We start from the raw sequence: 24,129 nt of genomic DNA, 5'->3' as shown, positions 1-24,129 counted from the left end.
AATCTCCGTGGTCCCGCTGCCGCCGTTCCCAAGATATCTTGTTGAATCGCCGCCATAGTTGAAATCACGCGCTGGACAAGAAAGAACCGTCACCGATCACCTGCTTGGCCCGCAAGTGTCATCTCAAACAACTGGTGTGACTTCGATTTGAGAAGGCCATCGGGTGACTTCTAGAACAGCCTGCTCATTTCGGGGGTAGTCCCTCCGACCGAGGCAAGGGCTGCGTCGCCATTTCCAACATCAAACGCGGCTGCACGATATTATTGCTGCCGAAGCCAAGTTTTTCGCTATACTTTTCTGCCGTAGCCTGGGTTTCGTCCGCGGGATCTAGCTGTAGTGTATTGGGAGTCGCAATTGAACGAGACAATTCACCCGACCGACAGCCAGCAGCCCGTGCCGTCAAGCTTGCGCTCGCGAATTTGGTCACTTATGGTCTGCTCGGTAGTCGGGGCGATCGTTGCGATCGCGGGACATGCATATACTCCGCTATGGCAGGCTGCCCATCTGATCGAGCCAGCCCTCGCCGACTCTGCCGAAGCTCCGCCCTCTGTGGTTGTGAGTTACCCGTTACAGCACGATGAAGACACGCGCATCGCATTCCTCGGCCAGTTCGCGGCGGTGGACCGGGTGGAGCTTCGCGCGCAGGTTGGCGGCATCTTGGCCGAGATTCACTTCCAGGATGGGCAAATCGTTCATAAGGGCGACCTTCTATTCGTCATCGATCCGACGCCCTACGAGATTACCCTGGCCCAAGCGAAGGCCCAGTTGGCCTCTGCCAATGCAAAATACCTCTTGGCCCAGCAAGAACTCTTTCGCGCGCAATCTCTCAAACAGAGTACGTTCGGCACCGTAGAGAACGTTGATCTACGCACCGCCGATCTGAGCGCGGCAAGTGCTGCCGTTCAAGCCGCGACTGCAACCATTCGGGACGCCAGCTTCGATCTTCTCCACTGCAATATCGTCGCTCCTTTTTCCGGACGGATTGGAGCGCATCAGATTTCCGTCGGCAACCTGATTGCCGGCAGCCGCTTCGCCAGCGCTCCAACAACCCTATTGGGGACGTTGGTGACGATGGACCCAATATATCTGAATTTTGACATGAGTGAGGCAGACTATCTCACTTTTGAGAAATACCGGTCAGCCTTGGGCACGCGATTCGATGGACGAGTTATGATCAGATTGAGCGATGAGGCACATTTCCTGCATCAGGGCGTGCTGGATTTCGTCAACAATGAAATTGATCGTTCGAGCGGTACCATTCACGCACGCGCCACAGTGCCAAACGTCGATCTCTCCTTGACACCAGGCGAATTCGGCAGGGTCCGCTTACAGGTTTCTCCGCCCAAGCCGACCCTTTTGGTGCCCGACGCATCGGTGCTTCTCGATCAAGACCAGCATGTCGTCCTGACGGTCGCGGCGGACGGGACGGTCGTTTCAAAACTGGTGACGATCGGCGGCCTGCGGGGCGGTCTACGAATAGTAAGTTCAGGACTGACACCGCGCGATCGAGTCATCATCGATGGGATCGTGAGGGCAAATCCGGGCATGAAGGTGACGCCTCAGGCGGGCTCAATATCTTATGGCGCTTCTGACGATCAACACTAAATAGGCGAGGTCGTCCGCATGCGCTTTCCGCACTTTTTCATCGACCGGCCGATCTTTGCGATCGTACTCAGCACTTTTATCACCATCGTAGGACTTGGCGCTCTCGTTATCCTCCCGGTCGCGCAGTATCCGGAGATCGTGCCTCCGACCGTCCAGATCACCACCGTGTATCCGGGGGCTTCAGCTGAGACGGTGGCGCGTACCGTCGCAACTCCCTTGGAACAGGAGATCAACGGCGTCGAAAATATGCTCTACATGAGCAGCCAATCGACCGGTGACGGGAAACTTACGGTCACGGTCACATTTAGACTGGGCACGGATCTTAACGTCGCCCAAATGCTAACGCAAAACCGGGTCGATAACGCGCTTTCCCGCCTGCCTGAAGATGTTCAAAGACAGGGCGTCGAGGTGCGAAAATCCACCCCAAGCATCCTGTTGGCCGTCCATCTTTATTCTCCTGATCGAACCAGAGACGTGCTCTATCTCTCCAATTACGCCACTCTGCATGTAAAGGACGCTTTGGCGCGCCTGCCCGGTGTTGGAGACGTCCAATATCTCGGAGCACGCGAATACGCGATGCGGATCTGGTTGGACCCGGGCAAGGTCGCCGCGCGCAACCTGAACGCGGAAGAAGTGCTGAGTGCCCTGCGCGCCCAAAACCTGCAGGTTTCAGCCGGCGTCCTCAACCAGACTCCGGTTGTCTCTCACCAAGCGTATCAACTGAACGTTGAGACACGGGGACGGCTGGCGACTCCTCAGCAGTTCGAGGACATTGTGCTGAAGTCAGGCGCCGATGGCCAGGTGACCCGGCTGCGGGATGTCGGTCGCGCGGAAGTCGGGGCCGCTGACTATGGCTCGACCAGCTATCTGGATCGAGGGCCCGGACTTCCACTTCTGATCTTCGCTGAACCCGGGGCAAACTCTCTGGCGGTCAATAGCGAAGTGTTGGGGACGATGCGGACACTGTCGCAGCAGTTTCCCGCCGGCGTCGCGTACAAGGTCATCTACAATCCGACGATTTTCATAGCGAAGTCGATCGACCACGTCGTTCATACGATCTTCGAGGCCGTACTCCTCGTGGTAGTGGTCGTCGTCGTGTTCCTTCAGACCTGGCGGGCTTCGGTGATTCCGGTCATCGCTATCCCGGTTTCCTTGATCGGCTCATTCGTTATACTTAACATTTTGGGAATCTCGCTTAACAACCTCTCGCTCTTCGGCTTGATTCTGGCCGTGGGTATCGTGGTCGATGACGCCATCGTCGTGGTCGAGAATGTCGAGCGCAATCTGCGGTTGGGCATGTCGCCGCGCGAAGCTGCACACAAAACGATGGACGAGGTTGGCGGCGCGATCATCGCGATCGCTCTGACGCTTTGCGCCGTCTTCATACCTTCCGCATTTATCTCAGGAATTTCCGGGCAGTTCTTCAAGCAGTTTGCGGTTACCATATCCGCATCCACCATAATTTCTTGTTTTGTTTCTCTCACACTGAGCCCAGCGCTCTGCGCCCTCCTACTCAAACCGCATGCATCGAATTCAGGTGTTCGCCGCGGCCTTCTGAGGCGAGCGATAGAAGGAGGTTTCGCCGGTTTCAATCGCGGCTTCGAAGCGACCTCGGACGGATATCGTGGCCTAACGCGCCGCCTTCTCCGCCTCAGCGCGTTTGTTTTGATCGTCTACTGTGGATTGCTGGTGACAACCGGGATCCTCTTCTCCCGCACACCTACTGGCTTCATTCCTGAGCAAGATCAGGGATACTTGATCACGATCATTCAACTGCCGCCCGGGTCAACCCTTGCACGCACCAACGCAGTGGTCGAGCAGGCGATAGAGATCATGCTTGACACGCCAGGCGTTCAGCACGTCGCGCCTTTTTCGGGCCTTGACGCCACGACCTTCACAATATCTCCAAACGCAGCGACCATATTCTCCGCGCTTCCGTCACTATACGACATGCCCACACATGGTATCACGGCAGATGCGGTACTTGCGAAGTTGCGCCAACGCCTTGCAGTGATCAAGGCTGCATACGTCCTCACGATCCCGCCACCTCCCGTCCAGGGTCTCGGCAATGCCGGCGGTTTCAAGATGATGCTGGAAGACCAGGGGGGGCTCGGTCCCAACGCCTTGTCCCAGGCAGCACAGGCACTCGTCGCGGCGGCAAACAAGGACCCCGCAATCGTGGGTGCGTTTACACTGTTCAGCACGCGCGCGCCCTCACTCTATCTGAATTTCGATCGTGAGAAGGCGGAGATGGTGGGTCTTACACCAACCGACGTCTTCAACACGCTGCAAGTCTATCTCGGTTCGCAATACGTAAACGATTTCAACTACCTCGGACGGACTTACGAAGTCATCGTCCAGGCAGACGGCAAATTCCGCCGGAGCACGGGCGACATATCCAACTTGAAAGCGAGAAATAGCGGCGGAGACATGGTTCCGGTCGGCACCGTGGCTTCGTTTCGGAGCCAGACGGCTCCCTATCGCGTGCCTCGATACAATCTTTTCCCAGCCGCGGAGGTCCAGGGAGCGGCTGCTCCTGGCATAGCCACCGGCACGGCCTTGCTCCACATGGAGAGGCTGGCTCACGAAATACTACCGCGCGGGATCAGTTATGAATGGACTGATCTGGCCTTTCAGCAACAGCAGAAGGGAACTCCAACTTGGCTGGTCTTCGGCGCGGCTGCACTGTTTGTGTTTCTCGTTCTGGCCGCGCAGTATGAGAGCCTGAAATTGCCCCTCGCCGTCGTGCTCATTGTCCCGATGTGCTTGCTCGCTTCCGTTCTTGGGTTACGATTGAGGGGGATGCCCATCGACATCCTGGCTCAGATAGGTTTCGTTGTGCTGCTGGGGCTCGCGGCAAAAAACGCTATTCTTATCGTCGAATTCGCTCGCCAAGCGGAAGAGGAAGGCCTGACAGTAGCAGACGCAACAGTGAAGGCGGCGCGGACAAGACTGCGGCCAATCTTAATGACATCCTTTGCTTTCATTCTCGGGGTGGCTCCACTCGTTGTATCGAAGGGAGCAGGATCGGAAATGCGTCAGTCACTCGGAACCGCGGTCTTCTTTGGAATGCTCGGTGTCACGATGTTTGGGCTCTTGTTCACACCGACCTTCTACTACGTCGTTCGCCGCATCGGCCGGAAACGCGTTCCGGCTCCGCCTCTCAAGGAGGCAGCTATTCACGAATAGGAGGCCTCAGTTCTCTCGCTCCTCGATTTCGGTCGGCGAAGCGAGCGCTGATGTCAGGTGCAGGCACGACACCTAAGTGCCCGTCGCCTCCACGACCGCAAGAAGGCCTGACGCCTGGACATCGCCGCCCCGCTTGTTTCACCATCTTGCCTGCTCTCATGTCGCGTTCTCATTGTAGAGCCCGAGAAAGAGATCGCCCATTGCATAGCGCCGGCGATAGGTGATCCAGCGTTGCGCAAGATGATGCGGCCGGTCATGCAGCATGTGACATCGCTGGCAGAGGCTTTTGAGGTTGGCCAGCCGATTGTTAGAGGGATCATTGTCAAGATGCGCGGCGGCGAGCACGACGCGAGTGCTGCGGCGCTCTGGCGTTTCCAACAGGTTTGGCCAGCGCGCAGGACGGCCGCGCTGGTCGCGCCATGTGCGCGCGTCATCATCAAACCAGCGGCCATCCGGTAGGCAACGGACCCGCGCCAGATGTGGTCGGAAACAACCTTGGCAACGGCCTCCGGCCCGTTCGAACCGCACGTATCGACTCAAGTCGCGCCAATGCGGAGGATAGAGAGGCCGCAGGTCAGGACGGATCGGCATGCTCAACTCGTTTGGTCACAGGCACCTCGACACCGTGCGGGAGGCGAGCTTCGTTGCCGAAGCGCTGACAAATCCGACCCGATATAGATAGGCCCACTTCTTCCGCACCTTCAAATAAGTTTCGCCGACGCGCCGACGCGCGACGGATGTGTAACCCTTGCCATACCGGCGCCTGCGCTACGCGTCGCCTGGGATCGGCAGCACCTTCGCCCACACGTAGACAGAGCAGGTGGGAGCGAGCCTCCGCCGCCGCCGTCCCGGCAGGTTATCAGGACGAGGCGAGTAACGCATGAACGATCGGGCGGATCAACGGCCAGCATTGAGCGCCGTCACGATGGCCGTGGCGGCGTCGCTGGTCCTGGAGCGTTTCGCCCGGGTATCCATGGGAAGATGCAGATACTACTGGCGCCGCAGGGACCGGCTTGTTGGGGGAGCTTCCCGAAAGCTGGGACGATCCGCGCCGTGACCTGTTCATAGCTGCTGGCGGCCGCTACCCTCGGCGGCGCTTCGGGCCCTTCGCTATGCGGGAGGGCGCCGCGCAGCACAAAGCCCATCGGTCTCTCGGAGAAATGCGGAACGCAGATCTAGTCTAAGACGTGATATAGGCACGCATTGAAGCAACTTCGAACTCGGCCTCTTCCAGCCGCGCCTTCACGAGATCGCCGATGCTCACCATCCCTACGAGGGCTTGATCCTCGAAAACCGGCAGATGGCGGCAACGCTTGTTGGTCATCAGCAGCATTGCGTCCAGGATCGAACTCTCGGGCGTGCAGGAGGCAATGAGCGTCGTCATCAGGTTCGCGGCTACCTGGTTCTTGGTATCCTCACCGAGTTCGCCAACGAAACGCATGATGTCGCGCTCTGAGAGCATGCCGAGCACGACCCCGTTATCGTCTACCACCGGCGCCGCGCCGATCCTCTTGGCGGTCAGAAACTTCGCGACTTGTGGAATCGTCTGGTTGGCGCCGAGTACAGTCGAACCCCAACCCTTCTGGTCGAGAATATGGCGGACGGTTGTCATCATTCTTCTCCGCGTTTCCTGCCGGACGCGATCAAATACCAGTTCGTGTCTCCCTCCGGCACAGACAGTTCTGGCAACCTTTTTAGAGTGATCGATCCTGCAGATAAGTGCACAACATCAATCCACTCGGCTATGCACCAGCGGCCACCCAAACGGTTTCGCCATCATACGCTTTCTGTCGCCCCTAATCTAGCACAGCAATGTTGCAGAGGACGCTCGAGTTATGCGGAATGCACTGCGGTAGATACGCCGAACCCCCAGATGAGCCTTACCCGGAAGTAAAGCCGACGGTCATCCGGATTAGCGCGATCGCCGGCGCTGGATAGGCGCCTAGCACGACCAGTAGCACCAGGAGCGCCGCGATCAGAGCATTGCCATAAAACGGCGTGGCCTTGTGAGGGGCGTCCGCACGCTCGGCCGGCACTGGCATCGCCATCGCAACCAGCACGCGCAAGTAATAATAGAGCCCGATCACGCTGCCGACCACGAGGGCCGTCACCGGCCAGAACAATCCGGCCCCGACGCCCGAAACCATGAGATAGAACTTGCCGATGAAGCCCATCGTCGGCGGTATTCCCGCCAGCGAGAGCAGCATCAGGGCTAGGCTGCTCGCCAGGAAAGGGCGGGTGCGGAAGAGGCCGCGATAGTCCTCGATCTGGTCGGCATCCCGCCCGGCCCCCGGCGCGCTGAGCAGGCCGACGATGCCGAAGGCGCCCAAAGTCATGACCGCGTAGGCGGCGAGGTAGTAGGCGGCCGCCTCCTGCCCCAAAGATCCCGTTGCAAGAAAGGCGACCAGGAGATAGCCGAGATGGGCGATTGATGAATAGGCGAGCAGGCGCTTCACGTTGTTCTGCAGCAACGCGAGCAGGTTGCCCCCGAGCATGGAGAGGATCGCGATCGCGGCAAGGCCGGTGCGCAGCGAGGTGTCGGCATGGCCTTCGGCGAGAACGAAATATCGCAGGATCACCGCGAACACCGCGATCTTCGAAACCACCGCGACGAAGGCGGTGACCGGCGCCGGCGCCCCCTCATAGATATCGGGCGTCCACATGTGGAACGGCACGAGCGAGAGTTTGAAGGCGACCCCGGTCAGAATCATGGCGACGCCGATCACACGATAGCGATCGAGCGGGTCTCCCGCATGGATCAGCGCGCCGATCCGCGCGAAAGACATGGTGCCAAGATCGGCATAGATCAGCGCCATGCCGAACAGGAGGAAGGCGGAAGAGGCGCCGCCGAGTATGAGATATTTGGTGCCCGCTTCGGCCGCTTCCCCGCGCGGGCTCGCATAAGCGATCAGGCCGAGTAGTGAGATGCTGAGCGTCTCTAGACCGAGGAAGAACGAGGCGAAATGGACGCTTTCCGGCAGCAAGGCGGCGCCGAGCGTCGCAGTCAGCAGCAGCAAATAGTATTCCTCGCGAGGCCCCTGCGTCCATCCGTCGAGATAGATGTAGGAGAGGATGGCAACGATCACCGCCGAACCGAGCACCAGCCCGGAATAGAAGAGAGCCGTGCCATCGACGACGAAAAGCGGCGTTACCGCCGTGGGTGACGCTGGTGCCGCGAGCGGCAGTGCGATGCAGCAGAGCAACAGGCCGACGATGGTCGACAAGGCTATGAAACGATGGTCGCGGCGAACCGCTATCAGCAGCATCACCACGATCGTCACCGTGCCGAGCAGGGTGAAGGGCGCGAAGGCCGCGAAAGCCGCCGCGCTCATTGTGACCCCTGCGCGGCTGCGCCCACAGACGGGGCGCCGTTGTGCTGCAGTACCGCCAGCCCCGGCGCCACTTGGTCGAAGATCGGCTGCGGATAGAGACCGAGCCCGATGATCGCGATCACCAGCACCGCCATCACCGCCAGATGCGGAGCAGTGAGATCGATCGGCTTCGCCGCGTCGGGGTGCGGTGACGCCTTGCCATGAAAGGCCCGCTGTACCAGGAGCAGTGCGTATGCCGCTCCCGCGACCAGGCCCCCGGCCGCAATCACCGTAAGCGGCACACTGACGCGGAAACTTCCGAGCAGAATGAGGAACTCGCCGATGAAGTTGCCAAGCCCGGGCAGCCCAAGCGAGGCAATCGCGAAGACCATGCCGAAGGCCGACAACCGTGGGACCGCGCCCCACAGCCCGCCCATGAGCCGCATGTCGCGGGTGTGGATACGCTCCTGCAGGGCACCAACCAGGATGAAGAGCGCGCCAGTGCTGATACCGTGCGCCAGCATTTGCACCACCACTCCCTGAAGCGCGAGTGTGTTCCAGGCGAAGACGCCGAGCAGCACGAAGCCCATGTGGCTCACGCTGCTATAAGCGACCAGCCGTTTCATGTCGTTCTGTCCAAAGGCCATCAGCGCGGCGTAGAGAATTCCGATCACCCCAAGCGCCATGGCGACCGGCGCGAAGGCATGGGCGGCATCGGGGAATAACGGCACTACGAAGCGGATGAGACCGTAGGCTCCGGTTTTCAGCAGGATGCCGGCGAGTAACACGGAGCCCGCGGTCGGCGCCTCGGTATGGGCATCGGGCAGCCAGGTGTGAAACGGCACCGCCGGCAGCTTGACCGCAAAGGCGATGAAAAAGCCGAGCATCAGCCAAAACGCGGTGGAGGGGCTCATCTTCGTGCCGAGCAGCGCCAGATAGTCGAAGGTGAGGTGTCCGGTCGCGTGCTGGTGAACGAAGACGAGCACCAGGATCGCGACCAGCATGATGAGGCCGCTGCCCTGGGTGAAGATGAAGAACTTGATCGCGGCATAAAAGCGGCGCTCGTGGCCCCACAGCGCGATCAGGAAATACATCGGCACCAGCATCAGTTCCCAGAAGAAGAAGAAGAGGAACAGATCCAGGGCGAGGAACACGCCGATCACGCCTGTCGTTGCCCAGAGCAAGTTGGCGTGAAAAAGGCCAACCCGATCGGTGATCTCGGTCCAGGAGATCACCACCGAGACGAAGCCGAGCGCGATCGCGAGCAAGATGAGGACCAGGCTCAGACCGTCGAGACCAAGCTCGAAGGAGATGCCCAGCTGAGGAATCCACGGTAAGTCGAGACTCGCGATCCATGAAGTGTGACCGGAAGCCACGGCGGGGCCGATGAGGGTCAGCGCGAGGATGAAGTCAATCGCGAGCACGAAAAGCGCGATCCAGCGCGGCCAATCGGGATGGCGCGCGCCCGCGATCCAGGCAAGAACGCCGCCGGCCGCCGGCACCAGGAGAAGCCAGAGCAGAATCATCGCAACACCGCGATAGCGATCAGGCAAATCGAGCCGATGGCAAGACCGGCGGTGTACCAGCGGACGCGTCCATTCTGGGTCCGCCGCACCTCCTGATGGGCCACCCGCGTCGCCCAGACAATGCTGTCATAGACCCTGTCGACGACGTCATTACGACCGACCCGAGCCGCCCACAGCACGGGCCGGACCAGCAAGCGATCGTAGAGCCAGTCGAAGCCACCGGCGGCATGCCAGAAACGCCAGAGTGGCGTCTCGGCCGGCGCGCGCGTAGGGCGCCAATAGAGCACCGCGGCAAGCGCGATGCCGAGAAGGGCGACGAGGCTTGCAAGCAGCAGCGGCGTCAGGTTGGTGACCTCCCGGGTTGCCGGCAACACCGGGGCGAGCAGATTCGAGAGCAGCGTGACATGCCCGAAGACGGGCGGCAGCTCGATCAGCCCACCCACCACCGAGAGCACAGAAAGCACAGTGAGTGTCACGATGACGCGCCAGCCATAGGTTCCGCTGACATGGGTGTGCTCCTCGCCGAAAAAGACGATGAAGACTGCGCGAAAGATATAGAGGCCGGTGATGAAAGCGCCGAATATGCCAGCGACCCACAGCACGCGCCCGCTGGTTCCGTCCGCCCAGGCACCAGATAGAATTGCCTCCTTGCTGTAGAAACCGGCCGTGACCAGCGGCAAGGCGGCAAGCGCGGCACTGCCAATAAGGAAACTCCAGAAGGCGGCGGGCAGGCGCCGCGCGAGGCCACCCATCTTGAAGATATTCTGCTCGTGATGAATTCGCATCGTGATGGCGCCCGCGGATAGGAAGAGCAGCGCCTTGAAAAAGGCGTGGGTCATCAAGTGAAACAGCGCAGCGCTCCACGCGCCGACACCAAGGGCCAGGAACATGTAGCCGATCTGGCTCATCGTCGAGTAAGCGAGGATGCGCTTGATGTCATTCTGGGCGAGCGCGCTGAAGCCGGCGAGCAACAATGTCGCCCCGCCCACCACGCCGACCGCGAGCTGCGCCGACGGAGCGATCAGAAACAACGCGTGGGTGCGGGCGATAAGATACACGCCAGCGGTCACCATAGTCGCGGCATGGATCAGCGCGCTCACTGGTGTCGGGCCGGCCATCGCATCGGGCAGCCAGGTCTGCAGCGGCAGCTGCGCCGATTTGCCGACCGCACCGCCGAGGAGGAGGAACGCGGCTACCGTTGCGACAGGGGAACCTACTTGCCAGGTCTGCGACGCATTCTTCATCGCGCCCGCGATGTCGAGCGTGCCGAGGCGGCTCGCGATCAGCAGCAGGCCGATCAGGAGCGCGGTATCGCCGATGCGGGTCACGATGAAGGCCTTGCGCGCGGCTAGGCCGTTGGCGGGGTCGCGCCACCAGAAGCCGATCAGCAGATAGGAGCCAAGCCCGACGCCTTCCCAGCCGGCGTAAAGCGCGAGGAAATCATCCGCCAGCACCAGCAGAAGCATGGCGGCGACGAATAAATTGAGATGGGCGAAGAACCGGCCATAGCCTTCCTCGCCTTCCATGAACTCGGTCGCGAATAAATGGATGAAGAAACCGACGCCTGTGATGACCAGCATCATCACCAGAGAAAGTGCATCGAGGCGCAGGCCGATCTCCGCCGAGAACCCGCCGACATCAAGCCAACGCCACAGGGTTTGCTCATAAACCGTGCCCGCTGGCGCATAGAGCAGGAAACCGGCGGCGATCGTGAAGGCAATGATGGCTGCAAGCCCGACCGAGAGCGCGCCGATCATGGCCTCCACACGGGTGGAAAGCCGCCCGGCGCCGAGCATGAGAATCGCTGAACCGAGCAGCGGAAGCGTGGGAACCAGCCAGAGGAGTTCGCGCATCGCCTACCCCCTCAGACGATCGCCGGCATCGGCATCAAGGGTGGTGATCCGCCGGTGCATCAACAGGATCAGGGCAAGGCCGACCGAAACCTCGGTCGCGGCGAAGGTGAGCACGAGGATGAACATGATCTGGCCATCCGGCGACGCCCAGCGCGCGCCGGCAACGATGAAAGCAATGCCGGCCGCGTTCAGCATGACCTCCAGCGACATCAACATGAACAGGAGGTTGCGCCTGACCAGAACGCCGGCGAGGCCCAGCGCGAACAGGATCGCGGCGAGCAGCAAACCCTGATCGAGCGGAGCCGTCGCCACCGCGCTAGTCTCCCCTCGTTACAGAGCGGCCAAGATGGAACGCGGCGACCAGGCCGGCCAGCAGAAGGAAGGAGGCGATCTCGACCGCGAGCATATAGGGGCCGACCAGCGCGATGCCGACCGCTTGGGCACCGACCACCGAGCCTGCGGGACGAGCAAGGCCGCCAGTCACGGCGAGCGAGCCGAGTTCAATCGCGAGCAGCAGGGCAAGAACAGAGGGGCCGATCCAAGCCGATGGTTTCAGCATGGTGCTTTCGAAGGCCGCCGCGGCTTCCCCGATATTCAGCATCATGATCACGAACACGAACAGAACCATGATCGCGCCAGCATAGATGATGACCTCGAGCGCGGCGGCGAAGGGTGCGCCGAGGACGAAGAACACCAGCGCGGCCGCGAGCAGGGAAACAGTGAGGTAGAGAAGCGCGTGCACCGCCGAAGGGCGTGTGATCATCATCAGGGTTGCGAGCACCGCGACGATCGCCGAGATCTCGAAGGTGGCGTTCATGACCTGACGTGCCTCCCCTGCGGTCTCTCGTTCACGGCATCAAGCTGCGAGTGTCGATCGGCTTCCGCTCGTGCTCAGCCTCGCCCTTGTCCTTACCCGGAATCGCAAGGCCTGCGACGCGATAGAAGTTGTAGTCCGGATATTTTCCGGTGCCGCTGATAAGCAGATCTTCCTTCTCGTAGACGAGATTCTGCCGGTCATATTCGCTCATCTCGAAGTCGGGCGTGAGCTGGATCGCGTAGGTCGGGCAAGCCTCTTCGCAAAAGCCGCAGAAGATGCAGCGGGAGAAGTTGATGCTGAAGAACTCCGGGTACCAGCGCCCATCTTCCTCGGTCTTCTGCAGGCTGATGCAGTCGACGGGACAAGCGACCGCGCAGAGATAACAGGAAACGCAACGTTCCTCGCCGTCGGGATCACGCGTGAGCACGATCCGGCCGCGCGTGCGCGGCGCGAGATAGGGCATCTCCTCGGGATAGGAGACCGTAACATTGCGATGGAACAGGTGCAGGAAAGTATACCAGAGTGTACGGACCGAACTCAGCACCACTTCCTCCTCTATGACGGCGCTGGTCCGGCAAGCATGAGCGCGCCGGTAACCAGGATGTTGAGCAGCGTAAGCGGCAGCAGCAGCTTCCAGCCGAAGGACATGAGCTGATCGTAGCGCGGACGCGGCAAGGCGGCGCGCAGCAGGATGAAGAAGGCGATGAGGAGGCCGGTCTTGATGCCGAACCAAAGGAACGGCGGTAGGATCGGCCCGTACCAGCCGCCCAGGAACAACACCGTCGTCATCGCGGAGACCAGCATGATGCCGATATATTCGCCGATGAAGAACATGCCGAATTTCATGCCCGAATACTCGGTATGGAATCCGGCACCAAGTTCGCTTTCGCCTTCGGGGAGATCAAACGGTAGCCGATGCGTTTCGGCAATGCCGCCCAGGAAGAAGATGATGAAGCCTACGAACTGTGGCACCACATACCACAGATGCCGCTGGCTATGGACGATATCGGTGAGGTTGAACGACCCGGCGAGCATCACCACACCGACCAGCGCGAGGCCCATGAACACCTCGTAGCTCACCATCTGCGCCGCGGCGCGCACACCTCCCAGAAGAGAGAACTTGTTGTTCGACGCCCAGCCCGCGAGCACGACCGAATAGACACCGAGCCCACCCATGGCGAGGAAGTAGAGCAGCCCGACATTGAGGTTGCCAATGATGCCAATTACAGGTGTGGCTGGAATCACGGCCAATGCAAGCATGACCGTGACCATCGAGATTGCCGGCGCAAGAACGAAAACACCGGGATCGGCGAAGGGGGGAATCCAATCCTGCTTGAACAGGAGTTTGATGCCATCGGCGACAGCCTGCAGTATACCGAAGGGCCCGGCCCGGTTCGGCCCATAACGGTCCTGCAAGAAGCCAAGCAGCCGTCGTTCAACCCAAGTAAGCAAAGCCGCCATCGCCAACGCGAAGGCAAGGCCAAGCACGATATTTAGCAGGCCCCCAATGATTGTGTGGGGATGGCTCATGCAGCACCCCGCTCGGCTTTGGTGATGCGGATCCAGGCCGGCAGCGCGTGGGCCTTCGCCGATAGACCTGCGATCCCCGCCATGCCACGTGGCAGCTCGGGATGAATCTCGAGCGCCAGGCTTTGGCGCCCACCGTCGATCTCACACTCGAGCACTTCGCCAGAGACGGCGCCCATGAGCGTCGCATCCTCGCCATTGAGTACAAGCGCCGGTGGCGCCATACGCTCGCGGATCGGTTTCGCGCGCGCGCTCTGTTCGTCATCGCCGAACACTCGGGGCAACACGACTGCGAACCACATCCCTTCGCGTCGAGCAAAGGTCTCGGGTACGCCGGTATAGTAGGGAAGCGCCGCTTCCGCGCGCGCCTCCAACAGGCGCACTCCGGGATCGCCTCCCTCAAGCGCGCCGCCGATCTCGGCCTGGAACTTGTTGACCGACTGCACCGAGTTCCAGCTCGGCGCCCAGAAGAACGGTACCAATGCTGGGGGCACTTTGCCGTGGAAGCCTTCCATGGTGGCGCTGAATGGCGAATCCGCGCTCACCGGCGGCTTCAGCTCCCGAACGTTGCGGACCGCGTTCATCGCTGTGCGGCCGGAGAATCGGTGTGGCTCGCTGGCAATCCGGCGACCCGTGATGCGGAACTCTTCGGACGGCGCAGCGCGGGGAATCGCCGCGAAACGGGGCAAGGCGCCGGCCAGAGCGGCGACGATATCGTCCTCCGTGCTCCAGCCTTCGCAGGTAGTGCGATCGGCCGCGCGGCCGGCATCGCGGAGCCAGCGCCAGGCCTCGCTTATGTCGTTCTCGGCGAAGATCGGCTGGTAGAAGCGCTGCGCTCGCCCCTCGCTGCTCACCAGCGTACCACCAGACTCGGCGAAACTCGCGGCCGGCAGGACGAGTTCGGCGCGATGCGAGGTCGGGCCCTCACTATGATCGAGCACGACCAGGTGCGCGGAGCCCAGCGCCGCCTCGATCGCCGGCCTCGCCGCGCGCCGGTAGAGATCGTTCTCGAGCACGATCACCAGCGCGGCCGGCTCACCAAGCGCCGCCTCGAAGCCAGCCTGCCCATCCGCCATCAGCGCAAGCCCAAGGCTGTTGCATTCGGGAACGTTCAGCATCAGCGAAACAGACTTGCCACGCGCGCGAAGCGCAGCGGCGATGTTGGCGGCGGCTCGGATCACGTTCTCGTCGCCGGTCTCGACGCCGGAGACAATCAACGGACGTTCGGCCGCAAGAAGCGCCGCCGCACACACGCGTGCATGCGCCACAAGGTTGTCGGACAGATTGGCAACCGCGGGCGCCGCGGGATCGATGACGGCGGCGATTGCGAAACCCAGCCGTGCGATATCAGCAGGCGCGGCGCGCAAAGTGGCTTGCGCGACATCGTCGAGCCGCGTCGCCGTCGGTGTCGCGATAAATAGCGGGCTGCGCACCCCGCCCGCGAAGGTGCGAACCGCGGCATCCTGCCACTGCGGAATCTTCACTGTGGCGGCATGCGCGAATCCGGCTCCACGCACCGCCTGGCGCAGCGCGAGAGCCGCGCGCGGCGCCGCATCGGGCAAGTCCGAGCCAAGCACCAAGGCGGCATCCGCTCGCTCCACTTCGCGGAGCGACGGCACGTGCACCGCACCGCAGCCCAGAATCTCGGCGACAAGACGCAGCAAGCGATCTTCGCCTGCGCCGACTCCAGGAAAGAAATTCTCCGCTCCGACGAGGGCGCGCAGCGCGTAGTTGGATTCTAGCGACGCGCGCGGCGAGCCGATACCAACGGCTCGGCCACCGGCGCGAAGCAACGCGGAGAAGCGCGCGATTGCGTCGTCGCGACTAATCGGCGCCTGTCGCCCATCCGCTCCACGCGCAAGCGGCGTCCGGATTCGGTCCGGCGCATTGACGAAGCCATACCCGAAGCGGCCACGGTCGCAGAGAAAATAGCCGTTCACCTCTCCGTTGTAGCGATTGACGATGCGCCGCAACTCACCCGCTCGCTCGTTCGCCGTAGTATTGCAGCCGAGCCCACAGTGCGAGCAAATCGAGGGGGCGCCGCGCATATCCCATTTGCGCGCATAACGCGCCGAGAAGGGCTTATCGGTGAAGACCCCGGTCGGACAGACTTCGACCAGATTGCCGCTGAACTCACTTTCCAAGGTACCGTCGGCATGGCGGCCAAAATACACGTGATCATGGGCTGCGAACACATCGAGATCGCGGCCGCCGGCATAGTCGCCATAGAAGCGCACGCAGCGATAACAGGCGATGCAGCGGTTCATCTCGTGTTTGATGAACGGCCCGAGATCCTGGTTGCGATGCGTGCGCTTGGTAAAGCGGTACCGCCGGTACGCGTGCCCGGTCATCATCGTCATGTCTTGCAGATGACACTCGCCACCTTCCTCGCAGACCGGACAATCATGCGGATGGTTGACCATCAGCCACTCGATCACACTAGCACGGAACGACGACGCCTCCGGATCGGCAAGTGAGTACCGCGCGCCCTCGGCGATTGGCGTCATGCAAGCCATTACCAGCTGCCCGGTCTTATCCGCCTCGTTCGCGTATTGCTTGACCGCGCATTGACGGCAGGCGCCGACCGAGCCGAGCGCCGGATGCCAGCAGAAATACGGAAGATCGAGCCCCGCACCGAGGCAGGCCTGGAGCAGGTTCTCATCCGGCTTTGCGGTATATGCTTTGCCATCGACCAGGAACGTCGTCATGCCCAGCTCTCCGCCGTGTCGTGCCAGGGGCAACGTTTCTCGCTGATATGCTGCTCGAACTCCGCGCGGAAATGCTTGAGCCCGCTGCCGAGGGGCGCCATCGCCCCTGGTGCGAGATCGCAGAAGGTGAAGTCCGGGCCGAGGAAGGTGACGTGGCGGGAGAGTGTTTCGATATCCTCGGGCTCACCCTCGCCAGCCTCGATCGCAGTGAGAATCCGCTCAACCCAGGGCAGGCCGTCGCGGCAGGGTGTGCACCAGCCACAGGACTCCTGGGCGAAGAAATGCTCGAGGTTGCGCAGCAGGCCGATCGGGCAGCGCCGATGGTCCAGCGCCATGATATTGCCAGTGCCGAGCGAACTGCCGACCTTCTGAACGGATGTGAAGTCCATCGCGACGTCGAAGCTGTCGCTCATGACAAAGGCGGTGGAAGCACCCCCTGGCAGCACCGCCCGGCACTCGTAGCCGTCTTGCATCCCGCCCGCATGCTCCTCGAGAATTTCATTGAGCGGGGTGCCGAGCGGGAGCTCCCACAGACCCGGCCGCTTCACCCGTCCGCTGAAGCCATAGAGCTTGCTGCCGCCGTCGTCGCAGCGGCTGAGGCCGAGGAACCAATCGGCCCCACGCTCGATGATGTGCGGAACATTGCACATCGTCTCGACGTTGTTGACCACGCTCGGCTTCCCCCACAGCCCGCTCAGCGCGGAGCGGGGCGGCCTGGCGCGCGGCAGCGGGCGGCGACCCTCGAGCGCCGTGAGCATGGCACTCGACTCACCACAGATATAGCGCCCGCCACTCGCATGCACATGGACGGAGACCGCGAAGCCGGAGCCCAGGACATTGGCGCCGAGGTAGCCGCGAGCTTCGGCCTCCACGACCGCACGGTTGAGCCGATCAATCGCGAGCACGTATTCGGCGCGCACGAAGATATAGACGATCTCCGCCTGGATCGCGAAGGCGCCGATGATCACCGACTCGATCATCTGGTGCGGAGTTTGTTCGAGCAGGAGCCGGTCCTTGAAGCTGCCGGGCTCCATCTCGTCGGCATTGACGACGAGATAGCGCTGCCGTGGCGCATCCGCACCTTGCGGCACCGCCTCCCACTTGCGCCCGGTCGAAAATCCGCCGCCGCCGCGACCACGCAGTCTCGAGCGTTTGACCTCCGCGGTGATCGCTTCCGGCGCCATGGTGAGCGCTTTGCGCAACGCCTGATAGCCGCCGGCACGCTCATAACCGGCCACATCGAGCGGCTTGCCGTCAGGCTGGATCAAGGCGGTGAGCGGCTTTTCCATCACTCTCACCGATACCGATCGAGAATTGCATCCAACCGCTCGGCGTCGAGATCGCCGTGCTGGTCCTCGTCCACCATCATCGCCGGCGCGTGGTCGCAATGGCCGAGGCAAACGATTGGCAGCAGCGTGAAACGGCCATCGGCTGTTGTCTCGCCCGGGTTGATGCCCAGGCGTTCGCGGATTTGCGCGCGCGCAGCCCTTTCGCCCATCACCCAGCACGCCACGCTGTCGCACAACAGGATGACGTGGCGGCCGACCGGACGCCGAAAGATCAGATTATAGAAGGTCGCGACGCCATCGAGTTCGGCCGGTGTCATTTCCAACAGCGCCGCAACCTCGGCGAGGTGCGGATCGGAGACATAACCGAAGCGCTTTTGCACAACTTTCAGCGCGTCGAGGCCCGCCGCGCGCTTATATTCGGCGTGCTGCGCGACGGCCGCGATCTGCTGCCGCAGCGCCTCCTCAAGCGGGGCTTCCGACAGATCTTGTTCAGCGGTCGACATCGGCCATCACGAAATCGATGCTGCCGAGGATCGCGATCAGGTCAGCGACGTAGGCGCCGCGACTGATCAGCGGGATCATTTGCAGGTGAGGAAAAGAGGGCGTGCGAATACGGGTGCGGTATGAGACGCTATCGCCGTCAGCCGTGAGATAGTAGCCGTTGATCCCCTTGGTCGCCTCGATGCTGACCATCGCCTCCCCCGGCGGCAACACCGGCCCCCAGCTCGCGTTGAGAAAATGGGTAATCAGGGTTTCGATGTCGTGCATCATCCGCTCCCTGAGCGGCGGAGTCGCGAGTTTGTGCTCCGACCGGTAAGGACCCGCCGGCATATTGTCGAGGCATTGCCGGATGATGCGCAGGCTTTGGCGCATCTCCTCGATATGGACGACCACGCGATCGTAGCAGTCGCCATTGTTGCAGGTGGGGATTTCGAAGTCGAGCTGGTCATATCCGGAATAGGGGCGCTGCTTGCGGTAGTCCCACTCCAGGCCGCAGGCGCGCAGGGCAGGGCCAGTGACTCCCCAATCATACGCCTCCTCCAGCGTGTAAGCACCGACGCCGATCGTGCGCGCCTTGAAGATGCGGTTGCGCATGACGAGCTTGTCGTATTCGTCGAGGCGCTTCGGTTGATAGTCCAGGTAGTCACGGATCATCTTGTCCCAGCCCTGGGGCAGATCGGCGGCCACGCCGCCGATCCGGAACCATGCCGGATGCATCCGGAACCCGCAGATCGCCTCGATAATCTGGAAAACCCGCTCGCGGTCCGCGAACATATAGAAGACCGGCGAAAGCTGGCCGAGATCCTGAGACATGGTTCCGTAGAAAACGAGATGGCTCGCCATCCGAAATAGCTCGGCGAGCATGATCCGTATCATCTGCGCGCGTGGGGGCACCGTGATGCCGGCAAGCTTCTCGACCGCCATCACATAGGGGAAGTTGTTCATCACCCCGCCGAGATAGTCGATGCGGTCGGTGTAGGGGATATAGGTGTGCCAGGTCTGGCGCTCGCCCATCTTCTCCGCGCCGCGATGATGGAATCCAATCTCCGGCACCGCGTCGATAATCTCCTCGCCTTCGAGCTGAAGGATGATGCGGAACACCCCGTGCACGCTCGGATGGTTGGGTCCGAGGTTGAGGAACATGAAGTCGGCGGTCTCGCTGTGCCGCTTCATGCCCCACTCCTCGGGACGAAACCGCAACGCCTCCTGCTCCGCGAGTTCGCGCTCTTCTGTTAGCACGTAGGGACCCATCTCGGTCGCCCGCGCGACATGGTCCTTGCGGAGCGGGTGGCCAATCCAGGTCGGCGGCGTCAGGATGCGGCGCAGATTCGGATGGCCTGCGAAGCGGACGCCGAACAAGTCCCACACCTCGCGCTCGTACCAATCCGCGTTGGGCCAGATATCGGCAGCGGTCGGCACCTCGAGCGCGTCTTCCTTGAGTGGCACCTTGATGCGGATATCGTCGTTCCGCTCGAAAGAGATGAGGTGATAGACCACGGTGAAATCGGAGGGCGGCAGCCCCTCACGATGGACCCGCATCCGCTCGTCGACCGCGGTCAGATCGTAGAGGACGCGAAAGGGCCGCTCGGCGCCGCTCCGCAGGTGTTTGAGCACGTCATGTGCCGTGTGCCGATCGATCCAAAAGGTCGGTATCTGATCGATCGTCCTCTGCGCGGTGATCGCGATTGGCCCGAATCGCCGGTTGAGGTCGCGCAGGATATGCTGCTCGGCTTCCGTAACGGGGATGCTGTCAGCTTCGGTCAGCATCCCGGCATTCCCTACACGTGGTCCGGCGTGGGGAGATCTGTTGCGGCCCGGCGTTCCTCGCGCTTGAGGTCGCGGAAGCTCGGCCGGTCGACCTTCTCGATGCCCTGCGGCCCGACCATCCAGCTCAACGGCCGGCGATCGGTGCCGATCGAGCGCTGCAGCAGCATCAACCCTTCGAGAAGCGCATCCGGGCGCGGCGGGCAGCCTGGTACATAGACGTCCACGGGCAGGAAACTGTCCGCGCCCTGGACCACGGCGTAGATATCATACATTCCGCCCGAATTGGCGCAGGCGCCCATCGAGATCACCCAGCGCGGCTCCAGCATCTGGTCGTAGAGCCACTTGATGACCGGCGCCATTTTCACGAACACCGTGCCGGAAATGACGATCAGGTCAGCCTCGCGCGGGGTGGCCCGCAACACCTCTGAACCGAATCGCGCGATGTCGAACTTGCTCGTGAAGGCCGTCGCCATCTCGACATAGCAGCAAGAGAGCCCGAAGTTGAACGGCCAGACCGAGTATTTCTGGCCCCAGGCAACCATGTCCTCGAGCTTGGTGAGAGCCATGTTGCGGCGCACAGCGTCGGTGAAAGTTCCCCCTTCGGCCGGCGACTCGATCTGTTTGCCGGCCGGGGTGCCGCGCAGATGGGGAGCAGTGGTCGAGACCAGACGCCCAGATGTTGCCTTCGTGATCGAGAAGCGCATGCGTCAACCGGGCCTTTGTTTGGGGAGCAATCGCGGACGCGGCCCCCAGTCGAGCGCGCCGGCTCGCCAAAGATAGGCGAGCGCTGCGAGCAGGGTGACAATGAAAATCAGCATGACGACGTAACCAGTCCATCCCGCAGCCCGCACCGCGGTGGCCCAGGCGTAGAGGAATGCGGCTTCGAGATCGAAGATGACGAAAAACATCGCGACTAGGTAGAACTGGATCGGCAGCCGGAATCGCGCGTAGCCGACCGAAACGATCCCAGACTCAAACGGCTGCCGGGTTGCATGCTTCAGGTGACGCTGGCCGAGAAAATAGGACACACCTATCATCCCCGCGACCAAACCGATCACGGCAACGGCGTAGACCAGCAAAACCCAATAACGGGCCGTATCCTCCATGGTCCGTGTCCATCTCGGCAGGTTATCTTGGAAACCAACGAGCGCGGCCGAAACCGCAAGACGACTAAACCTTCGTTGAGTATATGTGACCCTATTGTGTGAGCGCCTGTCAAGCGAGGCGGCGGCGGCGACGCGTCAATCGGCTCGGTCAGGGTCCGCGCCTCCGTCAGGCCCACGAACCCGCGCGTCGCGGCGTTCGTCCGCCTGGAGCGGAATGTCGCTCTCACAGGCGTGAGCGACAGCAACACATGTACGATTCCATTTGGCTGGAACATGCCGGGCTATTGTAACCGTGCCGTCTATGAAAAGTAGAACTGACGCTATTCTGAAACATTTTCGAAACGATTTCGTCCCTCGTGTCTTTCAGCTATCCTCGACGCCGGCGGTTCCAGCAATTCGGCGCACAGCCACGAAGCCATCCCCGGACGGGCGCTGTCCGCAGGCGGCAGCTTCACAAGCTTATCAGATTTACGCACCCACCCGCAGTTCCTCCCTGCGACCGAAACGCGCGCTGGAGAGCCAGCGCCTGACGGGAGTCTCGATGAGCTGCGCGATCAACCAGGAGACAATGACAAGGGCGACAATCGTGAGGCCATAGGCAACCAACTTTTCGTATTTTCGCCAGCCATCGGTCCAGTTTTTGAGGATGTAGATGCACGGCATGTGAATGACGTACAGGGGATAGCTCAGCGCGCCCAGAGCTCTTGCGATGCGGGCCCGAAAGCCCTGCAACTCCCAGCCAGCTATGGCCGCGATGCTGATCGGGAAGAGTAGCACAACCATGACCGGGTCGTAGACATTGTGGATGTTTGCAGGGATCGGCAGAACCAGAACCAAAGCCACAATAATAGCGACCAATGGTCCGCCGCTTCGCAGACCTCCGGGGAAGCGCCGGTGGACTAGAACTCCAGCAAAAAACGAAAATAAACTTCTGGGCAAACCGTAGACGAAGTGGTCGGTATTCCAGCCGACATGCAGATTTCCATGGAACATCGCCACGCCAACGAGACTCATCCCTGAAAGAAAGAGGATGGCGATAACGGCTCGGCTCGTGAGATACCTAAAGAAGGTCACAAAAACCAGGTTCACGAGAAGCTCGAAGAAGAGCGACCAGGCCGGTAGGTTGAGAGGGAAGATCGGTGGATTGTCGGTGAGCGGAACCGGTAAAGGAAGAAACACCAGGGCCGAACCGAGGGAGACAAAGAGCTTGGTGGACGAGAATGGCGACCAGGTGATGAGATAGGCCGTCACGCCCAAGGCAAGACCGACGAGATAGGCGGGATAAAGTCGGATGAGGCGCAGGCGCATGAAATCGAGCGGCTGCATTCCATCGCCCAGACGCGTGCTGTAGGCCGCTGATAGGACGAAGCCACTCAAGGCAAAGAACAGATCGACGCTCAAGTAAGCGCTAGAAAATGGTAGTTTTGGGTTGGTGAAGGCAATGATGTGAAAGGCAACGACTCCAATTGCAGCAAAGCCGCGTAGGCCATCAAGCGCAAGATAATGTTGTCTCATATACAAATCCCGTGAATAGAGCCTCTTCGGCCGGGCGAATTGTTAAAACAACATGGCCGAAAGATACCCTACTGACGATCTAGCCTCGGAATATTGCAGATCGAACGGGGAGACTGTTCGGCCTTGCAATTAGACCACCAGGGTTCGAAATCATTACTCAATGCTTTTGGGCCTGGTTCAATATACCGCTTGTGGTTTCCAATGAGGGTTTTCCCCCTTCTGAATCGCTCTCGCGTACCGCTAACGCGCTGGGATGATGAACCACTTTGGGTGGCCATCATCCTTTCTCCCCTCGTCCGGCGGTCAATATTATTGGCTAGCGACTGGACGGCGTGGCCCCGCTTCCGGTCGCCGCACACTTCATTGACCTGCGGGCGCCAGCCGAGCGACTAACGGCTGCTCATATACTTTGCGAGAGCCTCTATCACGCGAACGACCGCCTCTGGCTGAGAGATGAAAACAGCGACCCGTCCGTGTATTGCGACAACGAGGCTGAATGGCATCTGGTCAGCAGCTAGAAATCCATCACGCTCTACGTCTCGGGGCCGGTAGCAGCAAGCCCGCGCTACACTGTTTCGGGCAAGACCGCGTGCCTGAAGCTCCGCACCGGGACGTCACGATAGAGGTGCTAGCTCCGGACCGCTCGCACTGCCTCAGACAGAGTTTCCGACGAGACATGAAACATCCCAGAAAAAGGGGCCCTAGCATCAAGGATCAGAAAGATGGCGCTGGCGACCGCGGTCGCGCTCAGCAACAGACCAACAAACGCGGTGACGTGGCGGGGCATGAACAGGCCGTAGGTGCCAAACAGAATTGAGAGCCAAAACACCAAGACGACTTCGCCTGCTTCCGACACCACGGTATGGCCCTGCTCCGCGATTGTCCACCGGGCTACAACGATCAGCGTCGAGACTACCAGCGCCTGTGATTGCTCCCAACGTTGTGCATCGTCTTGGGGCTCTAATTTCAAAATCTCGTCCTGGACCCGCCCCAAAATCGCTGCGGTTTGAGAATTCGATGGATTAGGCTCCCTCCCCGCGCTCCGCGGAAAGAGGTCTTCCTGCTTCTCCACGGCATAATGTATCAGGTCGGCTCTCGCATTGTTGGCCGCCGGTCCAAACCGCCGGAGCAAGTCGTCGGTTCGAACGATATCGGAGGAGAGCAGCGCCAGGTCGTTTATCATCCCCACACGTGCTGTATTGGCGTTGCTGATGGCAAGTCCGAGCACGAGGGCGGTGAGCGTCGCTACCACAGCAATCGTCGCAGTGAAATGCGAGTGAGTGCCGTCAGTCAGATGACTCTTAGGGAGCAGACGGCTTAGAGACCGTTTGAAAATGCTTGTGGCGGCTCGGGGAGGGATGATTCAAGCTCGGGATGTGGACCCGAGAGAACCGAGGCCGGATGGCCGAAATCGC

19 protein-coding genes are annotated in these 24,129 nt (G+C 61.2%); 2 read left to right on the top strand and 17 right to left on the bottom strand.

Annotation, left to right across the window (positions count from 1 at the left end; translation table 11 throughout):
- Positions 1-354: 354 nt before the first annotated feature.
- On the top strand, positions 355-1,605 hold the full coding sequence (locus GSQ83_RS12945) for an efflux RND transporter periplasmic adaptor subunit (RefSeq protein ID WP_216850119.1): 1,251 nt from the start codon (positions 355-357) through the stop codon (positions 1,603-1,605).
- A gap of 18 nt (positions 1,606-1,623) precedes the next feature.
- Entirely contained in the window at positions 1,624-4,794 is a 3,171-nt protein-coding gene (locus GSQ83_RS12940; protein WP_158803306.1) for an efflux RND transporter permease subunit, read from the top strand.
- A gap of 156 nt (positions 4,795-4,950) precedes the next feature.
- Here the strand turns inward: GSQ83_RS12940 and GSQ83_RS30535 are convergent, their stop codons facing one another.
- From GSQ83_RS30535 to GSQ83_RS12855, 17 genes are all read right to left on the bottom strand, one after another.
- Positions 4,951-5,172 (bottom strand): hypothetical protein, encoded by a 222-nt coding sequence (locus GSQ83_RS30535; RefSeq protein ID WP_254065659.1) that lies wholly within the window; start codon positions 5,170-5,172, stop codon positions 4,951-4,953.
- Between the two features lie 802 nt (positions 5,173-5,974).
- Positions 5,975-6,409, bottom strand: coding sequence for a CBS domain-containing protein (locus tag GSQ83_RS12930; RefSeq protein WP_254065658.1), 435 nt, complete (start codon positions 6,407-6,409; stop codon positions 5,975-5,977).
- A gap of 265 nt (positions 6,410-6,674) precedes the next feature.
- A complete protein-coding gene (locus tag GSQ83_RS12925) occupies positions 6,675-8,126 on the bottom strand; it encodes an NADH-quinone oxidoreductase subunit N (protein ID WP_158803304.1) in 1,452 nt (483 codons plus the stop codon).
- Positions 8,123-9,631 carry an NADH-quinone oxidoreductase subunit M gene (gene nuoM, locus GSQ83_RS12920; protein ID WP_158803303.1) on the bottom strand — a complete coding sequence of 503 codons (1,509 nt, stop codon included), beginning with the start codon at positions 9,629-9,631 and terminating at the stop codon, positions 8,123-8,125. The genes GSQ83_RS12925 and nuoM overlap by 4 nt, the downstream gene beginning before the upstream one ends.
- Entirely contained in the window at positions 9,628-11,484 is a 1,857-nt protein-coding gene (nuoL, locus tag GSQ83_RS12915; protein WP_158803302.1) for an NADH-quinone oxidoreductase subunit L, read from the bottom strand. The genes nuoM and nuoL overlap by 4 nt, the downstream gene beginning before the upstream one ends.
- Positions 11,485-11,487: 3 nt before the next feature.
- Positions 11,488-11,796 (bottom strand): NADH-quinone oxidoreductase subunit NuoK, encoded by a 309-nt coding sequence (gene nuoK, locus GSQ83_RS12910; RefSeq protein ID WP_158803301.1) that lies wholly within the window; start codon positions 11,794-11,796, stop codon positions 11,488-11,490.
- A 4-nt stretch (positions 11,797-11,800) separates the two neighbouring features.
- The gene (gene nuoJ, locus GSQ83_RS12905) at positions 11,801-12,301 is read right to left on the bottom strand and encodes an NADH-quinone oxidoreductase subunit J (protein WP_158803300.1); all 501 of its coding nucleotides are present in this window, start codon (positions 12,299-12,301) and stop codon (positions 11,801-11,803) included.
- A 31-nt stretch (positions 12,302-12,332) separates the two neighbouring features.
- The gene (nuoI, locus tag GSQ83_RS12900) at positions 12,333-12,845 is read right to left on the bottom strand and encodes an NADH-quinone oxidoreductase subunit NuoI (RefSeq protein WP_158803299.1); all 513 of its coding nucleotides are present in this window, start codon (positions 12,843-12,845) and stop codon (positions 12,333-12,335) included.
- An 11-nt stretch (positions 12,846-12,856) separates the two neighbouring features.
- Complete coding sequence (gene nuoH, locus GSQ83_RS12895) at positions 12,857-13,831, bottom strand: NADH-quinone oxidoreductase subunit NuoH (RefSeq protein WP_158803298.1); 975 nt, start codon at positions 13,829-13,831, stop codon at positions 12,857-12,859.
- Positions 13,828-16,536, bottom strand: coding sequence for an NADH-quinone oxidoreductase subunit NuoG (gene nuoG, locus GSQ83_RS12890; protein WP_158803297.1), 2,709 nt, complete (start codon positions 16,534-16,536; stop codon positions 13,828-13,830). The genes nuoH and nuoG overlap by 4 nt, the downstream gene beginning before the upstream one ends.
- Positions 16,533-17,825, bottom strand: a complete 1,293-nt coding sequence (locus tag GSQ83_RS12885; RefSeq protein ID WP_158803296.1) for an NADH-quinone oxidoreductase subunit F — start codon at positions 17,823-17,825, stop codon at positions 16,533-16,535. Before GSQ83_RS12885 ends, nuoG begins: the two co-directional genes overlap by 4 nt.
- A gap of 5 nt (positions 17,826-17,830) precedes the next feature.
- Complete coding sequence (gene nuoE / locus GSQ83_RS12880; protein ID WP_158803295.1) at positions 17,831-18,328, bottom strand: NADH-quinone oxidoreductase subunit NuoE; 498 nt, start codon at positions 18,326-18,328, stop codon at positions 17,831-17,833.
- Positions 18,315-20,093 carry an NADH-quinone oxidoreductase subunit C/D gene (nuoC, locus tag GSQ83_RS12875; protein WP_158803294.1) on the bottom strand — a complete coding sequence of 593 codons (1,779 nt, stop codon included), beginning with the start codon at positions 20,091-20,093 and terminating at the stop codon, positions 18,315-18,317. Before nuoC ends, nuoE begins: the two co-directional genes overlap by 14 nt.
- Positions 20,094-20,104: 11 nt before the next feature.
- Positions 20,105-20,797 (bottom strand): NADH-quinone oxidoreductase subunit B, encoded by a 693-nt coding sequence (locus tag GSQ83_RS12870; RefSeq protein ID WP_158803293.1) that lies wholly within the window; start codon positions 20,795-20,797, stop codon positions 20,105-20,107.
- Between the two features lie 3 nt (positions 20,798-20,800).
- On the bottom strand, positions 20,801-21,199 hold the full coding sequence (locus GSQ83_RS12865) for an NADH-quinone oxidoreductase subunit A (RefSeq protein ID WP_158803292.1): 399 nt from the start codon (positions 21,197-21,199) through the stop codon (positions 20,801-20,803).
- A gap of 468 nt (positions 21,200-21,667) precedes the next feature.
- Positions 21,668-22,714 (bottom strand): acyltransferase, encoded by a 1,047-nt coding sequence (locus tag GSQ83_RS12860; protein ID WP_158803291.1) that lies wholly within the window; start codon positions 22,712-22,714, stop codon positions 21,668-21,670.
- A gap of 628 nt (positions 22,715-23,342) precedes the next feature.
- Positions 23,343-23,966, bottom strand: coding sequence for a hypothetical protein (locus GSQ83_RS12855; RefSeq protein ID WP_158803290.1), 624 nt, complete (start codon positions 23,964-23,966; stop codon positions 23,343-23,345).
- Between the last annotated feature and the right edge of the window lie 163 nt (positions 23,967-24,129).

This window comes from Acidisoma sp. L85 (assembly GCF_009765865.1).
GTDB lineage: Bacteria > Pseudomonadota > Alphaproteobacteria > Acetobacterales > Acetobacteraceae > Acidisoma.
The sequence above is the reverse complement of the archived record's forward strand: the minus strand, read 5'-3'. Positions and strand labels throughout refer to the sequence as shown.